General features: G+C 62.4%; 14 protein-coding genes. 12 read left to right on the forward strand and 2 right to left on the reverse strand.

The window, feature by feature from the left end:
* Nucleotides 1-132 precede the first annotated feature (132 nt).
* From ACWELQ_RS12310 to ACWELQ_RS12330, 5 genes are all read left to right on the forward strand, one after another.
* Nucleotides 133-1164: a hypothetical protein gene (locus ACWELQ_RS12310; RefSeq protein WP_452397102.1), complete on the forward strand. Its 1032-nt coding sequence runs from the start codon at nucleotides 133-135 to the stop codon at nucleotides 1162-1164.
* Nucleotides 1161-7583 carry a DEAD/DEAH box helicase gene (locus ACWELQ_RS12315; RefSeq protein WP_452397103.1) on the forward strand — a complete coding sequence of 2141 codons (6423 nt, stop codon included), beginning with the start codon at nucleotides 1161-1163 and terminating at the stop codon, nucleotides 7581-7583. The genes ACWELQ_RS12310 and ACWELQ_RS12315 overlap by 4 nt, the downstream gene beginning before the upstream one ends.
* A complete protein-coding gene (locus tag ACWELQ_RS12320) occupies nucleotides 7580-9706 on the forward strand; it encodes a UvrD-helicase domain-containing protein (protein ID WP_452397104.1) in 2127 nt (708 codons plus the stop codon). The genes ACWELQ_RS12315 and ACWELQ_RS12320 overlap by 4 nt, the downstream gene beginning before the upstream one ends.
* Entirely contained in the window at nucleotides 9703-10620 is a 918-nt protein-coding gene (locus ACWELQ_RS12325) for a serine/threonine-protein kinase (RefSeq protein ID WP_452397105.1), read from the forward strand. Before ACWELQ_RS12320 ends, ACWELQ_RS12325 begins: the two co-directional genes overlap by 4 nt.
* Before the next feature lie 143 nt (nucleotides 10621-10763).
* A complete protein-coding gene (locus ACWELQ_RS12330) occupies nucleotides 10764-12308 on the forward strand; it encodes a CBS domain-containing protein (protein WP_452397106.1) in 1545 nt (514 codons plus the stop codon).
* A gap of 1152 nt (nucleotides 12309-13460) precedes the next feature.
* Here the strand turns inward: ACWELQ_RS12330 and ACWELQ_RS12335 are convergent.
* Nucleotides 13461-13676 carry a hypothetical protein gene (locus ACWELQ_RS12335; protein ID WP_452397107.1) on the reverse strand — a complete coding sequence of 72 codons (216 nt, stop codon included), beginning with the start codon at nucleotides 13674-13676 and terminating at the stop codon, nucleotides 13461-13463.
* 203 nt (nucleotides 13677-13879) lie between these two features.
* On the opposite strand from ACWELQ_RS12335, the gene ACWELQ_RS12340 reads away from it, so the two are divergent.
* On the forward strand, nucleotides 13880-14782 hold the full coding sequence (locus ACWELQ_RS12340; RefSeq protein ID WP_379363968.1) for a helix-turn-helix domain-containing protein: 903 nt from the start codon (nucleotides 13880-13882) through the stop codon (nucleotides 14780-14782).
* On the forward strand, nucleotides 14779-14985 hold the full coding sequence (locus ACWELQ_RS12345; protein ID WP_379363970.1) for a DUF397 domain-containing protein: 207 nt from the start codon (nucleotides 14779-14781) through the stop codon (nucleotides 14983-14985). Before ACWELQ_RS12340 ends, ACWELQ_RS12345 begins: the two co-directional genes overlap by 4 nt.
* A gap of 257 nt (nucleotides 14986-15242) precedes the next feature.
* On the opposite strand, the gene ACWELQ_RS12350 is transcribed toward ACWELQ_RS12345, so the two are convergent.
* Complete coding sequence (locus ACWELQ_RS12350) at nucleotides 15243-15383, reverse strand: phosphotransferase (protein ID WP_452397108.1); 141 nt, start codon at nucleotides 15381-15383, stop codon at nucleotides 15243-15245.
* A 9-nt stretch (nucleotides 15384-15392) separates the two neighbouring features.
* On the opposite strand from ACWELQ_RS12350, the gene ACWELQ_RS12355 reads away from it, so the two are divergent.
* From ACWELQ_RS12355 to ACWELQ_RS12375, 5 genes are all read left to right on the forward strand, one after another.
* On the forward strand, nucleotides 15393-15788 hold the full coding sequence (locus tag ACWELQ_RS12355; protein ID WP_452397109.1) for a DUF4357 domain-containing protein: 396 nt from the start codon (nucleotides 15393-15395) through the stop codon (nucleotides 15786-15788).
* A 109-nt stretch (nucleotides 15789-15897) separates the two neighbouring features.
* Nucleotides 15898-16395 carry an SUKH-3 domain-containing protein gene (locus ACWELQ_RS12360; protein ID WP_452397110.1) on the forward strand — a complete coding sequence of 166 codons (498 nt, stop codon included), beginning with the start codon at nucleotides 15898-15900 and terminating at the stop codon, nucleotides 16393-16395.
* A gap of 113 nt (nucleotides 16396-16508) precedes the next feature.
* Complete coding sequence (locus ACWELQ_RS12365) at nucleotides 16509-16835, forward strand: WXG100 family type VII secretion target (RefSeq protein ID WP_452397111.1); 327 nt, start codon at nucleotides 16509-16511, stop codon at nucleotides 16833-16835.
* On the forward strand, nucleotides 16832-17134 hold the full coding sequence (locus ACWELQ_RS12370) for a WXG100 family type VII secretion target (RefSeq protein WP_452397112.1): 303 nt from the start codon (nucleotides 16832-16834) through the stop codon (nucleotides 17132-17134). The genes ACWELQ_RS12365 and ACWELQ_RS12370 overlap by 4 nt, the downstream gene beginning before the upstream one ends.
* A 20-nt stretch (nucleotides 17135-17154) precedes the next feature.
* Nucleotides 17155-18558 (forward strand): WXG100-like domain-containing protein (locus ACWELQ_RS12375; protein WP_452397113.1); only part of this gene is annotated, 1404 nt, incomplete at its 3' end.

An 18558-nucleotide genomic window follows, 5' to 3' on the forward strand; every position in this document is an offset into this window, starting at 1 on the left:
CCCGGAGCTCGGCGGGTGAGACACCCGGCACGTCGAGTCCTGCGGCGCGCAACCAGAGTTCGAGCCGGTCGGGCTCCGCGAGTCGCTCGCGGGGATTTCTCAGTTGCAAACCCATTTGCGAAGCAGCCAAACATGTCGGGGCTGGGGAAGAGCGACTATGAAGTCTGGGACCTGACTGCGTTGCCTGCGAATGCGGTTCCGCGGACGGATTATCAACGGGCGATATCGTTGAGCGAATATCGGTTGGCACATCGTCAACAGTGGGTAGACTACGATGCAATTGATCACAACTCTTCTGGATTGATAGAGGGTGATGACGATGTCGTTGCCCGTCCATACGTTGACTTTTATCGTATTGCGTGGCGAAGGCGGATTGCAAGTAACACGGAGCGCTCCTTGTTTTCAGCCCTGATACCCCCGGGTCCAGCCCATATACATGGGGTTATCAGTATGGCATTACGATCTATCCAGGAAACGGCCCTGAATTCTGGATTTTGGGCCTCGCTTGTCTTTGATTATATTCTAAGGCTGTACTCTAAAGAGGATTTCTTGGGGTCAGATGCTCAGTCAATGCCGGCGGCGGATCTGGACCATCCTCTTGCACAACCGCTATTGCTTCGTGCGCTTCGACTCAACTGTTTAACGGAGGCCTATGGATCAATTTGGGAACTGTCCTACGATGCGGATTGGTTGCGGGATGATTGGGCCTATGATTGGGGATTGAATCAAATTGGCTCCGTTGATGAATTCTGGAGTGAGCGTACTCCATTGCGTTCCGAATATTCACGCCGTGCTGCATTGATAGAGATAGATTGTATTGTTGCTGCTTGGCTCGGAATCTCTGCTGATGATTTGATTGCGATTTACGAATCCCGATTTCCCGTTCTATCTGGATACGAACGTGAAATGTATTTCGATTCGTCAGGGCGGCAGATTGGCCGTAGGCAAAAGGGATTCGGTCAGCCGCCCGATGCGTGGGGCGCGCTAATGGCGTTTCTAAGCGGAGACCATTCCGGATCCGTGCCCAGCGGCTATTTTGGTCCTTTCCGTAAGGCTGAACGTGCGACTGAATATCGTGTGGCTCACGCAGCCTTCGTCGAGCGGATGCGTCAGGCCAGCTCGTTCGAGTCTCGGCAGCAACGTGGTGAGGGTGGTGCTGGGTGAAACCAACTTTGGCCGCGGAAGAGCTCCGCAGCAGTCTCACGCAATATCTCACGACAACCTTCGCCCTGGCAGAGCCGACTGTCCGGGAAGCCCTCGCACGCTTTCTCGAACACCCCGAGCAAGGCATCTTCCGCGGCCCCTACCTGCGAATCCGCACGAAGTTCCGCAAGGTGGATGAGAAGACGTGGCGAAATCCCTTGCAGTGGACGCCCGCTGGTTTCATCCCCCACCTGCATCAGGCACAAGCGTGGCAGCGCCTGAGCACCCGGGGCAAGAAGGCCGAGCCGTCGCTGATCACCACGGGAACCGGGTCGGGCAAGACCGAGTCCTTCCTGATCCCGGTTCTCGATCACTGTCAGCGGGAGCGCGCGGCTGGGCATCACGGGGTCAAGGCCATATTCCTCTACCCGATGAATGCCCTGGCTACGGATCAGGCCCAGCGCATCAATGAACTGCTCACCCAAACCGGCATGGAGCAGGTCACCGCCGCCCTCTACATCGGTGACACCCCAGAGGTCGGTTACCCCAAGGTGATGACGATGCGGTCGGAGATCCGCCGTAACCCGCCCGACATCCTCATCACCAATTACAAGATGCTCGACCTGCTGTTGCAGCGGGACGACGATCTCCCTCTGTGGGAAGACGCCCGCATCGCCTACATCGTGGTCGACGAGTTCCATACCTATGACGGTGCGCAGGCCACCGATGTCGCAATGCTGTTACGCCGCTTGGCTGCCGCCACCGGGCATTCGCGGCCCGGGGCACCGCTTGGTGACATCTGTCCAGTGGCGACCTCCGCCACTCTGGGCGAGGGGGGCGACGGCGCGGAGATCCGGCGGGTGGCCCTGAAGGTGTTCGGGGTGCGATTCCCGGCGGCGTCCGTGATCGGCGAGAACCGGCTCACCGTGGACGATTTCATGGATGAGCTGGATATGAGCCTGCCGCTGCCGAATCCGGATGATCTGCTGAATTGTCCTGACCCGTTGCGGGTTCCGACGGCGATGGAGGATATCGCTGGAGCCGTCACCGGATTCACCACACTCAACCAGGCCGAGTTGGGTCAGTATCTGCGCAAGCATATCCTCACCCACGCGGTGCTGGAGATTCTCAACGGAAACCAGGACCGCGGCCGTCCGCGCACCATGGCGGAGATTCTCGAGTCGCTGCCCAAGCGCGGGGCTTACACCTGGGGCGCGACTATTCGCGATAATCCGCGTAAGGCGGCCGCGGCGCTGGCACGGTTCATCGCGCTGCTGTCGGAGGCGCGCGATCCGGAGAATCCGAAACAGCCGCTGCTGCTGATCGAAACACATGTCTGGGCGCGCGCGGTATCGCGACTGCTGCGGATGGTGAGCACGACGGCGGCGTTCGGCTGGGAGGGCGAGCCGCCGGTCATGGACGACGACTCGTTGATGGCCACGCGGGGCAAGCGCATGCTGCCCGCTATTTACTGCCGCCACTGCGGGCGTTCCGGGTGGGCGGTGTACTCGCCGGAGCGAGATCCACAGGAGCTGAACGTCAACCCGGACAAGATTTATCGGGCCAATGTGGGTTCGGAGAACAAGCGGGTGCGCGCGCTCATCAAGGCGACCGATAAAGAGGTCGAGGCGGGTGTGCGCAACTTGCTTGTCTTGGAGGACGATCGGGTGCGGCCGTTCGACCCGCAGGAAACCCTGGACGCCGAGCGGGTATATGTCCTGGGCGATGTGGCGACCACCCCGGAGGCGAACAGTCGCGCCGCCACCGATCGGTGCCCGGCCTGCGATACCGATGAGGGTATCCGCTTCCTCGGCGCCGGTCTGGCCAGTTTGGCGTCGGTGGCCATCACCCAGTTGTTCGCTCGCGGTCAGCTAGAGCTCAATCAGCAAAAGACCTTGCTGTTCAACGATTCCGTGCAGGATGCTGCGCATCGGGCCGGATTTGTCGCCAACCGTTCCTATGCGTTCTCACTGCGTCGTCTGATCGCGAACCGAATCGGTGATGAGCCCATTCTGATGCATGACTTGATCGCTGATCTGGCGGCAGCGGCGACCGAGGGCGGTGCCTTGCCCGCCGTGGTGCCACCCGACCTGCACGACCTGCCTGAGATCGACGACATTCTGGCCGAGACGACATCCGGAAGCCCGCGGGCGTGGAACCTCATCGGAGAGCGGCTGGCGTTTCAGACCATTCTGGAGTTCGGCCTACGCTCCCGACAGGGTCGAACCCTCGAGTTGACCGGTACTGCAGCCGCCGAGGTTATTCTCGAAAATCCGCAGCTGGCCGCCGATCTCGCGCGCGACGCGCACATGAAAGTGCAGTCCGGTCATATCGAGCCGCAGAGCGAGGAGCGCTACCTTGTCTTCGTTCGAGGTCTGCTGGAACGGATGCGTTATCGCGGTGCGATCAAACACCAGTGGTTGGACGGGTGGATCGCGAATGCCGGTACGAAAAGGTTCGGCACCATCTGGGGTCGTCGACCGGACGGTATGCCAGCCTTCCCCCGCGGACTGTCCGCGCCGACCTTCGTTCGCGACCGCGCGAAGAAGGGTTCCGAATTCGACGGCATTGAATCCGACCAGGGGTGGATGCAGGACTGGGCGTCACGATGCCTGGGCCTGGCGCGCGGGCAGGCCGGTGAGTACCTGTCGAAGTTCCTGCCGATGCTGGCGGCCGAGGGCGTGATCGCCAAACGCGTTGCCGCGGACAGTTCGACGCAGGTGTACGGCTTGCAACCCGGCCATGTCCAAGTTCGGCTTCTCGAGAAGCATGAGGTGGCCGACGCGGGCATCGGGTGCGACCGCTGCTCTTGGCAGCAGACCGTGCACCCCGAGCAGGGCTCCGACTGGTTCGGTCAGCCGTGCCCTCGATACCGGTGCGGTGGAATGCTTTCCGTGCGAGGTCTACTGGACCACAACGACTACTACCGCCACCTGTACCTGGGCGGAAGTCCGTTCCGGGTGGTCACCGCCGAGCACACCGGCGCGCTCACTCGTGCCCAACGTGAGCAGGTCGAGCAGCAGTTCAAGGACGGTAAGCGCTACAACGACCCGAATGTCCTGTCCTGCACTCCCACACTGGAATTGGGTATCGACATCGGCGATCTGTCGGCGGTGGTGCTCGCCTCGCTGCCACCCGGACCCGCCAACTACATTCAGCGCGTCGGTCGTGCGGGCCGCAGGACAGGAAACGCGTTCCTGGTGACGCTGGTGGGTCGCACCCCGCGAGATCTGTACTTCATCGATCAGCCGCTGGCCATGATCGACGGCGAGATCATTCCGCCCGGCAGCTACTTGTCGGCCGTGGAGATCCTGCGCCGCCAGTATTTCGCGCACCTGGTCGACCTGGCCGCCCGCGACCGGCTTCCGGGTGTGCTACCGCTGCCGCGCCGCGCCTCGGCGCTGTTCGGCGAAACCGGTTGGCTGGCAGGTTTTGTGCCCGCCGCCCTATCCAGCAGTGCGGTCGAGCCGTTCCTGGATCTGTTCGGTGACACCGTGTCCGCTGAAGCGGCGAATGATCTGCGTGCCTTCGCAGCATCCGGTCTGTCCGATGCCGTGCGGGAGGCCGAGGAATCCTGGGAGGAACGCCTGGCCGACCTGCGCGAGCGGCTGCACCTCATCGACACCGCGATGGAGACCTCACAGGACGACGAGGATAACCGGATCGTGAAGCGATCCATGAAAGCCGAACGGAAGGCGATCACCAAGCGCCTCAACGAGATCGGTAGCCAGAACGCTCAGGGCGCGCTGGTGGAACTCGGCCTGCTGCCCAACTATTCGCTGATCGACACCGCGACGACCCTGGAAGCCACGATCACCTGGGATGAGAACACACCCAAGGGTGATCGCGAATACCACAGTGAGGTCCGCGAATACCGCCGCCCGGCGCGCGCCGCGCTCACGGAACTCGCGCCCGGCAACACCTTCTACATGCGCGGCTACCAGCACGAGGTCACCGGCATGGATGTCGGCACGCCGAATCGGCAGACTTGGGAGTACTGGCGAGTCTGCCCGGAATGCGGATACGTCCGAACGTCGCAGGCGGTGGACAATGCCTCACCCTGCCCGCGCTGCAACGCCGGCGAAATCGGTGACGCCGACGCACTGCACAAGGTGCTGCGCCCCACCCGAGTCACTGCCCACGACCGCCGCGATGACGTTCGCATTCGCGACGATCAAGACGATCGCAAACGCCGGTACTACGAGACCGTCACAGCCGTCGACATCGATCCCGCGGATATCGTGGAGGGCTCGTGGCGGCATACGAAAGCCGTGTTCGGCGTGGACTTCACCCGGCACGCGGTGGTTCGCCGCTTCAACCTGGGCGCCACCCGCTACGATCGCCCCGCTGGCGACCGTTTCGCTGGGGAGGACGTGCGGCTCAATCCCTTCTACACCTGCCCCTCCTGCGGTGGCACGACCGTGGACGGCTTGCCGACCGGACAATCGAATGGTCTTGTCGCCCCGTCAATCTGGGATAAGTCGCGACAGCATCACCGGCCCTGGTGCCCGTATCGGCGCTCGGTTCAGGACTCGGACTACCTCCAGCTGATCCTGGCGCACGAGCTCGAGACCGAAGCGGTGCGTATCCTGCTGCCCGTAGCCACCCTGCGTGCCGAGGAGCGGTCCGCGAGCTTCCACACCGCGCTCATGGCTGGCGTGGCACGCAACTATGGTGGTGACCCCGACCATTTGCAGATCGCGACCGCCACCATGCCGGATCAGGACACCGGACGCCGCCGCCGCTTCCTCGTGCTGCACGACACGTTGCCGGGTGGCACCGGGTATCTGCACCGGCTCGCCAGTTCGGACAACTTCCGCGACGTGCTGATCGCGGCGCGCGATGTCGTCGCCAACTGCCCATGCCAGGACGACAATCCCGCCAAGGCAGCCTGTCACCGTTGCCTGCTTTCGCACATCCCCAACGACAAGCCCGACTGGTACGGCAAGGTCAGCCGCCTAGACGCCCTGGAGATGCTGGACGACCTGCTTGAGGACTGGACCGTCACGGAAGTGACTGGTACCGAACAGATTTCGCTGTGGGATCAGGTGGAGAGTGAACTGGAGGCGCGTTTTCTCGACGGGCTCACCAGATGGGCGAACCGATCCGATACGAAGGGCACCTTGGCGCGGGGAGAAATGGTCGCGGGCAAACGGACTGCGGACCTGCGCATAGAAGGCCCCGACGGGCAGGTGCGACATTGGAAGATGCTGTTGCAGAACACCATTCGCGGTACCCGACCCGATGTGGTGTTCCGTTTGGTCAGTGATCAGCCGCAGGAGATCTCCGTCTATCTCGACGGTTACGAGTTCCATGCATCGCCCAACCACAACAGGCTGGCCGATGACGCCCGCAAACGAGCCCGACTGCGGGCGCACCGCGGTCTGGTCTTCCAGCTGACCTGGAACGATATCGACGCCTGGGAGCGACGCGGTTTCGGCCCCAACACCTCGAGGGAACCACTGGTCGAGCCGTATCAGGGCAATGCGCAGAATGCCGCGCGTGGAATCTATCAGCGCACCGGCCGGGACCCTGATGAGCTGGTGCGGACCATGTGGACAAACCCGGTGGACACCCTGCTCGCGTACATGACCGACCCGGATCAGAAGGTGTGGCGGGCCAGAGCCGAAGCCGTAGTGGCCGGTGCGACCAAGACCGCGACGGTCCGCCCGAGCACGTCGGATGCCAGCGGAGTCGCGAAGCGGGTCACAGCGGCGCTGCGCGGTGACCCGTTGCCCGCCTCAGAGAACGGCCCGATCGCCACCATCGCCGCGCCGTCGCTGTCGATCGTGCTCGACCAACGCGATGGCGCGGCATGGAGCGCGTTCACGATCATCGACGATCGCGATGAGGCGATCGAGCCCGATCAAGACGCACACAAGAAGCGCTGGGCAAACTGGCTGTACTGGGGAAATCTGTTGCAGTTCCTCGATTTCGGCGCCGGTGACAGCGCCCAGTTGGCCCTGTCGGCAGTGGACGAATTCGATGCCTCCGAGCTCGCCGCGGCGGGTGGCGACGGCTTCCTCACCATGTTGAGCCTGCTGCCGTTGGACGAGGACTTGAACGACGACACCCTGCCCCCGCCGCCACGACGTGAACCCAAGCCGGAGCCGATCCCGAAGTCCGACGACCACACCGTGTCGCCACAGTGGCTCGAGGTGCTGGACCTGCTCGACCCCGACGAACCCGGACTCGCCGAGCTGGCTCATGAGCTGGCCATACTCGGTGTCACCGCGCCCGAGGTCGGTTACGAGCTCGGCGAACACGCCTGGCAGGCGGAATTGGGTTGGCCCGCGGCGAAAGTGGCGGTAGTGCTGGCCGGAGACGATGACGAGGCGCGCAAGCGCGATGCCGCATATGCGGACGAGAGCTGGCAGGCTCGGCCTGCGGCGGCCTGGACGGCGAACGAGCTCGCCGCACGGATCGGAGGACAACCATGAGTGACGCGACACTGCGCATGCTCGACAAGGCTTACGACGAAGTGCTGAAGCTCCCGCGGGCCGTCAAAGGCGCGATCTACGACTTCCAGCACAAGTTCCGGGAAAACCCGGAATCGCCTGGCCTGCAACTCAAACAGCTGAAAGGCAACTCACGCCTGTACTCGGCGCGAGTGAACCTGGACTATCGCGCGCTCATGTTGCACGCGGGCAATCAGGACTATGTGATCGTCGCGATCAAGCCGCGTCAGGAGGTGTACGACAACCTTGATCGGTACGCCTACCAGATCAACCCGGTCAGCGGCGGCATCGAATTCGTCGACCTGGTGACGGCGGAAGCCGCGGTGCCCGAGGAACCCGCCGGGCCCGCGCCGCTTTTCGTGCAGTACTCCGACCAGACGCTGCTGGATCTGGGTGTCGCGGAACCGCTGCTGGCGCTGGTCGCGAAGATCACCAATGAGGACGAGTTGCACGGGCTGATGTCATACGCCCCGCAGCTCACCTCGGAAGTCTTGTTGGAGTTGTACGCCGGCAAGACTCCCGAGGAGGTGATGGAGCAGATCACCGCGCCCGTAGCAGCCGCGGAGGAGGTTGATGCGGATGACTATCAGGCGGCGCTCGATCGCCCCGCGACTGTCACCACCGAAGATGGTGCGCTGCAAGCGATTTTGGAAGAGGGCGACTTCGGGCGCTGGAAGGTATTCCTGCACCCCACTCAGCGCAAGATCGTTGAACGCAATTACAGCGGGCCCGCTCGGGTCAGCGGCGGGCCGGGCACAGGCAAGACGATTGTCGCTCTCCACCGCGTCAGCAAACTGGTGGAGCAGCTGGGCCCCGGCACCGGCAAGGACGTTCTGCTCACGACCTTCAACACTAACCTTGCCGCTGATCTGAGGCAGCGCCTGCTCGATCTATCCGGGCCGGAGGTGTTGGATCGAGTCGATATCTTCAATATCGACAAACTCGCGGTGAAGGTCGCCACCGAGGGCAATGGCGGTGCTGGGCGACGGTGGATCAACGACGCCAAAGCTGTCGAGGAATGGGAGCACCTTCTCTCGGAACAGGATGAGCGGCAATGGGATCCGCACTTCCTTCACGACGAGTGGACCCAGGTCATCCTCGGACAGGGTCTGGCCACGCGCGCGGAGTACTTCAAGGCGCGCCGGGCGGGCCGTGGTCAGCGTATCGGCCGCGAAACACGGGCTGCGATCTGGCGGCTGGTTGAACGGTACGTGAAGCGGCTGGACGAACAAAACATGTGGACGCTGCGGCAGGTCGCCGAGCGGGCGGCCCTGTTGGAGACCGAGCGCGCCGAGAATATTGCGCACGCGAATAGCACTGCGCCACAAGGCGGTAGTGAGCTGAGGCATCGCTACCAGCACATTGTTGTGGACGAAGCGCAGGACCTCAGTCCGACGCACTGGCGGATGCTGCGCGCCATGGTCGCCGACGGGCCGAACGACATGTTCATAGCTGGTGACACTCATCAGCGCATCTACGGCCAGTACGCGTCACTCGGCCAGCTCGGCATCAATATTCGAGGCAGGTCGGCACGACTGACTCTGAGCTACCGCACCACCCACGAAATCCTCGGCATGGCAGCGGCTCTGCTCGGCGAGGAGGAGTGGGATGACCTGGACGATGGCAACGACGATCTCACCGGCTATCGCTCGGTACTGCGTGGGCCACAGCCCACGTTCCAGGCCTATCCGACCTGGGAAGCCGAATTGGACGGGATCGCCGAGCAGATTGCGGCCTGGCCGCACGAGTCTGTCGCGATTGCGGTACCGGAACGGTGGATGGCCGAGGCCGTGGCGAAACGCTTGAACAAAGCCGAGATTGACGCCAGCGTGATCGGGCCGGACGGACCCAGGGAGAACCCCGCTCCGGTTCATATCGGCACCATGTACCGCTTCAAAGGCTTGGAATATAAGCGGATGATCCTCGCCGGAGTCGCAGACGGTGCCCTGCCTGGTAGTCGCGTGGTGGAACTGAAGCAGACCGACCCTGCACGCTATCGCGCGGAGATCAAACGGGCCCGGTCGTTGCTGTTCGTCGCCGCGACCCGTGCCCGAGACAGCATCCTGATCAGCTGGCATGGGAAGAAGAGCCGGTTCTTGCCATGAGGACGCTCGCCGACCGGTACCAGATCACCTCCGCGATCGGGCGCGGTGGCATGGGTGAGGTGTGGAGTGGTAAGGATCTGCGCCTCAACCGGAAAGTAGCCATCAAATTGGTGGCGTCGGAATTCGCGACCGACATCGAAGCCCGGCGGCGGTTCAACCGGGAGGCGAGAATTACGGCTCGACTGAGCCATCCTGGCGTGCCGGCGGTGTATGACTTCGGCGCGGATGGCGAGCTCTTCTTGGTGATGGAGCTCGTGTCCGGTGACACGATCGGCATGCTCGTCGACGAGCGCGGCGGGCTGCCGGTGAACTGGGCCACGTGCATCACAGCCCAGGTCTGCGCGGTGCTGGCCGCGGCTCACGACGTGGATCTGATCCATCGGGACGTCAAACCGGGAAACCTCGTCCTCAGCGCGAACGGCCTGGTCAAACTCATCGATTTCGGCGCAGCCACCTCGTTGCGTGCCGGGGACTACTCGGTCATTACCGCGTGGGGCGATATCCCAGCATCACTCGGCTACATGGCTCCTGAACTGCTGGAAGGAGGATCGGCCGGACGTGCCAGCGACCTGTATTCGGTCGGCTGCCTTCTCTACGAACTCCTTACCGGTACGCGAGCATTCGAAACTGGCGTGGATCGGACTGTGTCGCCGCCGTGTGGGCGTGACATGCCTACCGAGCTGAAGGAGTTGACCTTCCAGCTGCTGGATCCCGATCCTGCCCGTCGCCTGTCCGATGCGCGAACAGTGCACAGCCTTTTGAAGCCATGGATCGGTGATCGCCAGCCGATTCCGGGCTGGATTGGCCGCGATATTTCCGGCGACCCCGCTCAGATGTACGTGGACGCCGCATCACAGAGGAGTGACGCGAGAGCAACCACGAGCAGGTCCGGTCGTGTCGTACCACCGGGCTGAGGGCACGACTGTGGTTCTGGATGGTGCAGAATGCCGCCTAACAAGATCGAAACAGGTCCCTCCACTGCACACCGCCGCGTAATCTGTACTGGCGCATGCGAATGCATCTAGGCAGGCATGTAGGGGGAAGGGAAGTGCTGCCCATGACTGACGGCGCCCATCAGGGACGTGAACCGCGTGCTTGGCTGATCCGCGGCGGTAGCCATGGAGAACGCGAAGCCCAGGCTCTAGCCGATGGTCTGGCAATCGTGGGTTGGGAGGAAATGGGCGATCTGAAGGCCTACTCGACATGGCCCGAGCTGATTGCGGCTCTCCAGCTGGCCTATCCTGAGGTCGGCCGGGCGGTTATCGGCAACTGGGCCGGGCAGCTCTGGAAGTTCGATACGGAAATCAAGCACGGTGACTACATCGTCATGCCACTGAAAACCTTGCCAGGGCAGGTGGCGATCGGGCGTGTAAGCGGGCCGTACGAGTATCGCGTCGAGGAGCCTGCGGAGCTGCGCCATGTACGGAAGGTCGACTGGATTCGGAACGATATCGCGTGGGACTCGATCCGGCCTGACCTTCGTGCAAGTCTCGGCTCGTTGCTGACGGTGTGCGGTCTGGTTCGACACGACGCTGCCGGTCGTATTGCACATCTGGCCGAGCACGGTGTCGACCCCGGGTTCACCGGTGATGCCGAAGTAACCAGTGCGTCCGAACTGTTGGGCGATGCCGCCGCCCGCGACCCCGGCACACCGAGGACCCTCACGATCCGAAATCTTCTCGAGCACTGGGGAGCCGAACGTCGTACTGCTGCCGTCATTTCCACGATCAAGTCCGATCTCGCGAGCAAGGGGCTGACAACGCAGCCTCCGTTCACCGAGGGCGACCTGAGCGCGGTTGTCGCGCTTGTACCGCTCGGAACGGAACCCGACACCGAGTCGACCTTGGGCTATCGCACGACCGCGGTGGAAGACGTCAGTGAACTCGAACCGATGTCACGGCGACTGGGCGGCCTGCCCGCTCGGCTTGTGTCGGTCTCCTCGGACGTCGATCTCACCTATGCCAAGACGATGATGGTACAGCGAAAGTTCTCTCAGCTGGCCGTGATCGACGCCGACGGCACCTATCACGGCGCAGTGACCTGGGAATCGATCGGGCGAGCACACATGGCATTCGAGAATCCGTCGTTGCAGAACGCGCTAGTTCGTGCGCCGGTGGTCGATCACGATGCGCTGCTGCTAGACCAGATCGCGGTGATCTATGACAACGGCTTTGTCTTCGTACGCGACGCGGATCGAGTTCGTGTCACCGGTATCCTCACCGCGGCCGATCTCACCGCACAGTTTGGTACGCTCGCCCGTCCTTTCGTCCTGATTGAAGAAGCAGAGAACCGATTGCGCTGTGCGATAAACATTTTCGAATTCGAGGAGCTCAGACCTGCACTTCCAGGCAATCTCCGAAACCGAGCCACTGGACCTGCCGATCTGACCTTCGGATGCTACAAGCACATTCTCGCCGACCCTGGTCGCTGGGCAAGAATCGGCTGGAAGCTCGACCAGGGGCAGTTTCTTGCCTTGCTTGAGACGGTACGCAAGATCCGAAACGAGCTAATGCATTTCGCGCCTGACCCTCTGTCGGACGAGAAGTTCGCCGCGGTCAACGGGCTGCTCGAGTTGCTGCGGACAGCCGAGCCGAACCTCTAACGTCGGGCAGAAAATCTGCTTCCCAACAGTACTCATGCTGAGCTGGCGCTTTGTGAGGACATTTCGGAGAGCCGCAGGCTGCCGATCTGGACACCATGAAGCGCCGACGAATGCCTCGACGGCCGGGCGTTGCACGCTGGTGTCCTGGTCGTATCGCTCGGGCTGCACATAGATTCGATCCAGGCCGAGAGAGCCTCCTAATCGATCGCTCCGTCGAATCCGCCAGCCGAAGCCGCGTATGTGGGTTGCGTGATGTTCGGTGCCGCCATAACTCACCGTCACCACGAGGTCGAACACCGGATGCTGCAAGGAGTTCGGGTGCTCGGCGAAACGCTCATTCGGGATCGGGTTCGAGTCTTTCGCTGGGCTGGACGCCCACGATCAGATCGCCGTACGCATCGCGGTACCGGACGATTGCGAACCATCGTTTGTCCGATGTCTCCCGCCAACGCAGCACGCTGCCGTGCCTGATGCCTTCGTGCGTCCTTACCTGGCAGTTTCGCAGTAATGCCTCGTCGGTTCGGAGTCGATCGCAAACGGGACACGCGAGAGGCGTTGCACGAGCACGGATGTTCTTGTACTTGCGCTGAACGATGTTGCGATTGCCATCGCACTTACGGGCCAGTGCCAGGTCGACTGCAAGAACATCGCATTCTGGAGTCGTATGGTGGATGGCGGTAGCAGGATAGCCTGGATCAACGAGCATCCAGACCATCTCCTCGGCTGGCACAGTGGCCGGTGAACGCGGAGCGTAATCATCCGGAGGTCGCCAGCCTGGTCCTGATACATCAGCCCATCGGTCCACGATTAAGGCGTAGCACGAAATAGGCTGGCGCACAGTGGCTTTACCGATTTGGTGACCGATATAGGGCAACGTCTGGTGGCCGGGGTGATGTCGCCGTCGGCCTTGGGTATCTGCGACGTCGGGTGGTTACGCGAATCGGCTTCCTTTCGTCAGCAATGCGATTCGGCCGCGCGTGCTGATCCGCCAGCGGCCCCGGTGGTAGCTGGGGATGATCAGGCCGCGGGACTCGAGTTGAGCGAGGGCGTTTCGGGTTCGCCAGGTGGTCAGGGTGGATGACTGTTGGATCTGCGCTGCGGTGAGTGTTTTGTCGGGATGGAGGGCCGTCAGGACGGCTACCTCGGCGGGGGTCATTGTGCGGCCGCCTTCGGTGGGTGGGTTCGATGTCTTCCAGGTGAGGCGTCGCTCGGACGGGGGATGTCGAGGTGGCCGCCTCCGGTGAGTGAGAGGCGCAGGGAGGATGAGTCTTTCGGGTGGCTGTCGGAGTAGAAGCCCCAGCAAGACCAGAGGATGAGGGTGGTGCAGAGGGCGATGATGGACAGCAGTGCCCATGAGTCCCAGGACATTACGACCTCCTACAGGATCGGCCTACGGTGTGATCCGAGTAGAAGCCCTGTTCGGGCGGGTGCGGCTTGCAATTGGATGACCCACGAGAATTCGTCAATCTGTGCACGGTCTGATCCAGAATCGTGGACAATCGGACCCAGAGATCCTCATTGCTTCACCCAAGAATTGGCCTGCGGGCCATCCAAACTCGGGAGCAACGCTAATGAGTGGCAAGAATCCGACCACGATTCCTCGTCGGCAGCTTGGTCGGCAACTTCGTGAGATGCGGCAGGGTGCAGGGCTTTCCATTGCCGATGCTGCGAGGCTCATTGAGCGCGGGGCAGGCACGCTACAGCGCCTGGAGAAGGGGGAGAGTCCCAGGATTCGGCTGTTGGACATCGAGGCGCTGTGCAAGGTCTACGGGGCGCCGAGGGGCAAGATGAGGGCTCTGCAGGCGCTCGCGAAGGAAGCGGATGAGCGGATGCGGCCTGTGGATGAGCGGGCGTGGTGGCATCGTTATGACGATCTGATTCCGGATGACTTCGAAACGTACGTGAGTCTGGAATCGGCTGCGGCACAAGTGATCATGTATCAGTCCGATCTTGTACCAGGAGCTGTACAGACAGCCGATTACGCGCGAGCGTTGGACGGGATCTTCTTCGGCTCGGAAACGCCGATGCAGATCGAACAGCGCATTCAGGTACGTATGCAGCGGCAGACGGCGATGACACGCCGTTTGTCTCCAGTGGAAATGGACTTGATCCTCGACGAGGCTGTGATTCGTCGGGTAGTCGGGCATCGGAGGGTGATGGCCGCTCAGTTGCGGAAGCTCGCTGATGGTCCGGCAAATGTCAACGTCCGAATCATCCCCTTCAGTATTGGGTTCCCGCTTGGAACGGCCCCGGGGCCATTCGTCATCCTTCGGTTCCCGAACGACCCCACGATCAACGAGCCGATTGAGCCCACAACGGTCTACACGGAATCCTATGGCTCGCGGCTCTACTACGACGATGGTGCAGTGGTGGAGCGATTCATGCAGGCGCACAATGGGCTTGGCCGAGCAGCACTGAACAGGGCAGACAGCAAGCATCTGCTCCGACTGGTAGCGAAGGAGTTCGAAGCGTGAAAGATCTGATCGAAGCACGTTGGTTCAAAAGCAGCTGGAGCGCCGGGGGTGAGGCCTGTGTCGAAGCTGCTCATCTACGCTTCGGTCGGGTTGCGGTGCGGGACTCCAAGCTAGGAGAGTCCAGCCCGGTCTTGGTCTTTGATGGCCTGGCCTGGGACCGCTTTACTCATGCCGTACAGGCTGGCAGCTTCGATCAGCCCTAGATGCTGGCTCGGAGTGCCGATTCGACGGATGCCGGTTCTAACCGCTGAGGCTGCCCCCAAACCTCTTGAGCTAGTGCGAGTTTTTCTAGCAGATTCGTGACCAAGGCGGCATCTTGGTCTGGGGGTCGGTTGCCTTCCCGTAGCACCTTGGCGTAGCGGACCGAGTCGACGATGACGGACTTGATTCGCTCGTGGCTTAGGTAGATTCGCAGGTCGGCTTCCCAACGGCCGATCGATGCGTCGGGTTCGGCGGTTGCTCACTGGCTCAGGAAGGTCGCGTATTCGTCTGGCTGGTAGCCCATCTTGTGGAGATGGGTGGCCACGTCGTAGACGGGTTCGCCGTACAGAGCGAGTTCCCAGTCCAGGAATACGACTTCGCGACCGTTTCGGATGATCATGTTCTTGCGATGGACATCGGCATGCACCAGGTGGAATGGGCAGGGTTCTGGTGTCCGCCAGCCTGTTTCGATGGTGGCGAAGGGATCTTCGGGCACGCCCAGCTGGCGATAGGGTTCACTGTCCGTGCCGGCTCCCAGGCCCGGACGGCGTGGGCCGGAGGTAATCACAGCTACGGGCCGCTCAGGAAACAGCTCGAGGATCTTGGTGTCATTGCCCTGATCAGCGATGGCCGATTTGCGGTCTTCACCCGCGACTACGTGTTTCGCGCGCCTTCGGCTGCCGCTGCCATGATCGTCGGCCGGCCGACCAACGGCCATCTCGACTGGAAGGTTCGGGGCACCGGAGTGACATACGGTGCTTGGCAGGATGGTCAGGGACGGTCGTCCGATCTGGGCGCCGAGTAGGTAAGGAGTGTCGGCCAGGTGCGTCGGCACCCTGTGGTGGATCGGTGCGCCCGGGCAATCTCGATCAAATCGAGACCTGCCCGGCAACCCGCAGCGCCGAATATCCACTATGCGCTTCTTCTGGCCGAATCCCATTACGACACAGGTTCTCACGGCTGCGGGGTGGACTCCCGCCCGTCGGATCGACATTTCGATGTGGGTCGACCGTCTCGAAGGGGAGGGATATGAGGTGACTGCGGGAGCGGCCGCCATCCTCGAAGGGTTCGGAAACCTGGCTCTCCATATTCCAGAGATTCCCAATGACGGCCGCCGTGCTGAAACGTTGTTCTTCGATCCGATAGATGTCGGGAGCGGGATGTACGAGCGGTACGCGGATCTCGAGACGACGATCGGCCATCGTATGACCCCGCTCGCGGTGAACTCGACGAGCACCGCCTTTCTCCTGGTTCTCGACAACGGAAGCGTTGTGTCGGACGGCCCACACGGACTTCACCTCATGGGCACCACTTTTCCGCAAGCCTTGGACCTCTCCATCCGCCGTCATCGTCCTCCGATTTCGATGCTCACCTATAACCATCCCCGCCCACGTCGACCTGCCCTTGTGTGAGGAGCGACGGATCGTCGGCGGTCTTGGAGCCTTCGTGTTCCTCGGCGCGAAGTTGACATCCACACAGTGGTTGCTGGGAGGATGCCGTACGATCCGGGCCGAAGGGAGGCGGTATGGCGAACGAAGCTGGCGGGGCCCCAGGGCAGCTGGAAGTGGTTCCCGGCGACGTGCAATCGTTCGGTCGGGTCGCGTATCGGATGGCCGAGGAGTTGCGCTCGGGTTCGATCGCGCTCGACGGGGAGGTCCGCGAGTTGATGAGCACTTGGAAGGGAGCTGCGGCCAGCTCCTACGACGAGGGCTGGGGCGAGATGCATCGTGGCGCTATCGAGGTATGGGATGCGTTGTTCGCCCTCGCCGAGAAGCTAGGCGTAACCGCAGCGAACTATCGACAGACGGATGCTGAATTCGGTTCGGCATTGAATTCGCTGGAGTTGCCGTGAGCGTTCCGGGCGAAGGCTATGCGGTCGACCTGAAACATCTTGATGAGGTCACTGAGCGCATACGCGCCTTCAACAGTTTCGCCGTCGACAGCTTGTCCGCGCTGGACTCCAAATCCAAGGTCCTATCTGCGTCGTGGTCGAGTGAGGCGGCGACCGCCTACGAAGCGGTGCATCGGGAATGGATGACCGGGGCGGACGAGGTTCGAGGGGGACTGGATGTACTGGAAGCCGCGGCGCGCGCTGCGCACGGCAACTATCGCAGTGCCGTCGCAGCGAACTTGAAGATGCTCGGATTGTGAGAAGTCGGGGGTAGCCGTCGGTGAATGTCGATTTCGGGGCGTATTACGCCGTCGGCAGGGCAGCTTTCGGGCTGTCGGATGCAATGCAGAACGCATTCATGAAGGAGACAGCCGCACTACAGGACTGTGGCGGCATGGCTGGCGTCGACGAAGCCGGTGTCGCCTGGGCGCAGACCTACGACAAACGAGTCGACGAGATCATCCTGATGGTCTCCGATCTCGGCGATGGTCTGGAGAAACTTGGCACAGCGATCGTCCAGGCTGGGTACAACCATTATCTTGCCGAATACAACAGCATCCTCGAGCCCGCCGGTCCGCCCACGGCGATGCCGCCCGTTCCGGCTCCGTCCTGCCGGTACTACGGCAGTCCGCCGTCAGCGGGCGGACCGGGGCACGGCCTGCGTGACGCGAAGGACTCGCTGATCGCGCTGGCCGACCAGGTTGGTATCCCGGTCCCCGACGGCGATACCAAGGATCTCCAAACGTCCGCTGACGCCTGGAATCGCCTGCGGGACAATCACACTGCCGAACTGGCCTCCGTGCTGAAGAACGCAGCGAGTGTGCTGCAGCGCAACGACTCCGAAGACGCTCAAGCCTTCTCCCAGAGCCTGCTCGACCTGCAAGGGGCTGTTGACGACATCCTGGGTGCCTGCGGAGAACTGGGGCAGTTGTGCATCGACCACAAGACCGATCTCGAGCGCTTACGCAAGGACATCCTCGATGGCATCCTGAGGGAATTGGCGGCTTTGATCGCTACCGAAATGGCCATCAGTGTCGCCACTGCCTGGATTACGTTCGGAGTCACCGTTCTGATCGGAGGCACTGCGACCGCGGCGACCGTCGCGCGCTTTGGCATTCGAATCGCGGAGGCGGTTCGCGGTTGGCGGGAAGCCAAGCGCGCTCGAGAAGCGCAGGTGACTCTCCGTGATCTGAGCAAGTCCCGCGGTGCAGTGAACAAAGCACGCCAGATCGAGCGTGAGTCCCCGGCACAGGCTGCTGCGCGGGACAGGAATGCCATGCGCTTCAACGAGAACGGTGACCCTCTGCCGCCGAACCGAGTTGGGACCTCGCCGGGAGCGAATGGCCGTTACAGCGAACCGAACGGCGCGGAATGGGATCGCGTAGGTGACGCTGCTCGGAGCAAAGCTGACAGTCTGCCTCGCCCGCCGCGTGATGGTGATCCGAGGATGGCCTCCTCGCTCGAGATGCCGGACGGGAAGATCTACAGTGGGGCCAGCGGCCGCGATATAGACCTCAACAAGTATCCGCAGCTGAAGGAACTCCTGGACAGCATTCCACCGGCCAAGCGATCCGAGTTCGACTGGCAATGCGCGGAAGTCGACAGCCTGACACAGGCGCTCGACGACGGCAGCTGCCCTGGGGCCCCGCCAGCTTCGTTCGCCATACCGCCTCCCTTCGGCCCG

It is taken from the genome of Nocardia sp. NPDC004722 (assembly GCF_053601505.1).

What these genes read in the sequence shown, in the direction of transcription:
- ACWELQ_RS12320 (WP_452397104.1), top strand. Translation starts at nt 7,580, where the DNA reads ATGAGTGACGCGACACTGCGCATGCTCGACAAGGCTTACGACGAAGTG.
- ACWELQ_RS12360 (WP_452397110.1), top strand. Translation starts at nt 15,898, where the DNA reads ATGCGCTTCTTCTGGCCGAATCCCATTACGACACAGGTTCTCACGGCT.
- ACWELQ_RS12330 (WP_452397106.1), top strand. Translation starts at nt 10,764, where the DNA reads ATGACTGACGGCGCCCATCAGGGACGTGAACCGCGTGCTTGGCTGATC.
- ACWELQ_RS12365 (WP_452397111.1), top strand. Translation starts at nt 16,509, where the DNA reads ATGGCGAACGAAGCTGGCGGGGCCCCAGGGCAGCTGGAAGTGGTTCCC.
- ACWELQ_RS12335 (WP_452397107.1), bottom strand. Translation starts at nt 13,676, where the DNA reads ATGTCCTGGGACTCATGGGCACTGCTGTCCATCATCGCCCTCTGCACC.
- ACWELQ_RS12355 (WP_452397109.1), top strand. Translation starts at nt 15,393, where the DNA reads ATGGACATCGGCATGCACCAGGTGGAATGGGCAGGGTTCTGGTGTCCG.
- ACWELQ_RS12310 (WP_452397102.1), top strand. Translation starts at nt 133, where the DNA reads ATGTCGGGGCTGGGGAAGAGCGACTATGAAGTCTGGGACCTGACTGCG.
- ACWELQ_RS12325 (WP_452397105.1), top strand. Translation starts at nt 9,703, where the DNA reads ATGAGGACGCTCGCCGACCGGTACCAGATCACCTCCGCGATCGGGCGC.
- ACWELQ_RS12340 (WP_379363968.1), top strand. Translation starts at nt 13,880, where the DNA reads ATGAGTGGCAAGAATCCGACCACGATTCCTCGTCGGCAGCTTGGTCGG.
- ACWELQ_RS12350 (WP_452397108.1), bottom strand. Translation starts at nt 15,383, where the DNA reads ATGATCATCCGAAACGGTCGCGAAGTCGTATTCCTGGACTGGGAACTC.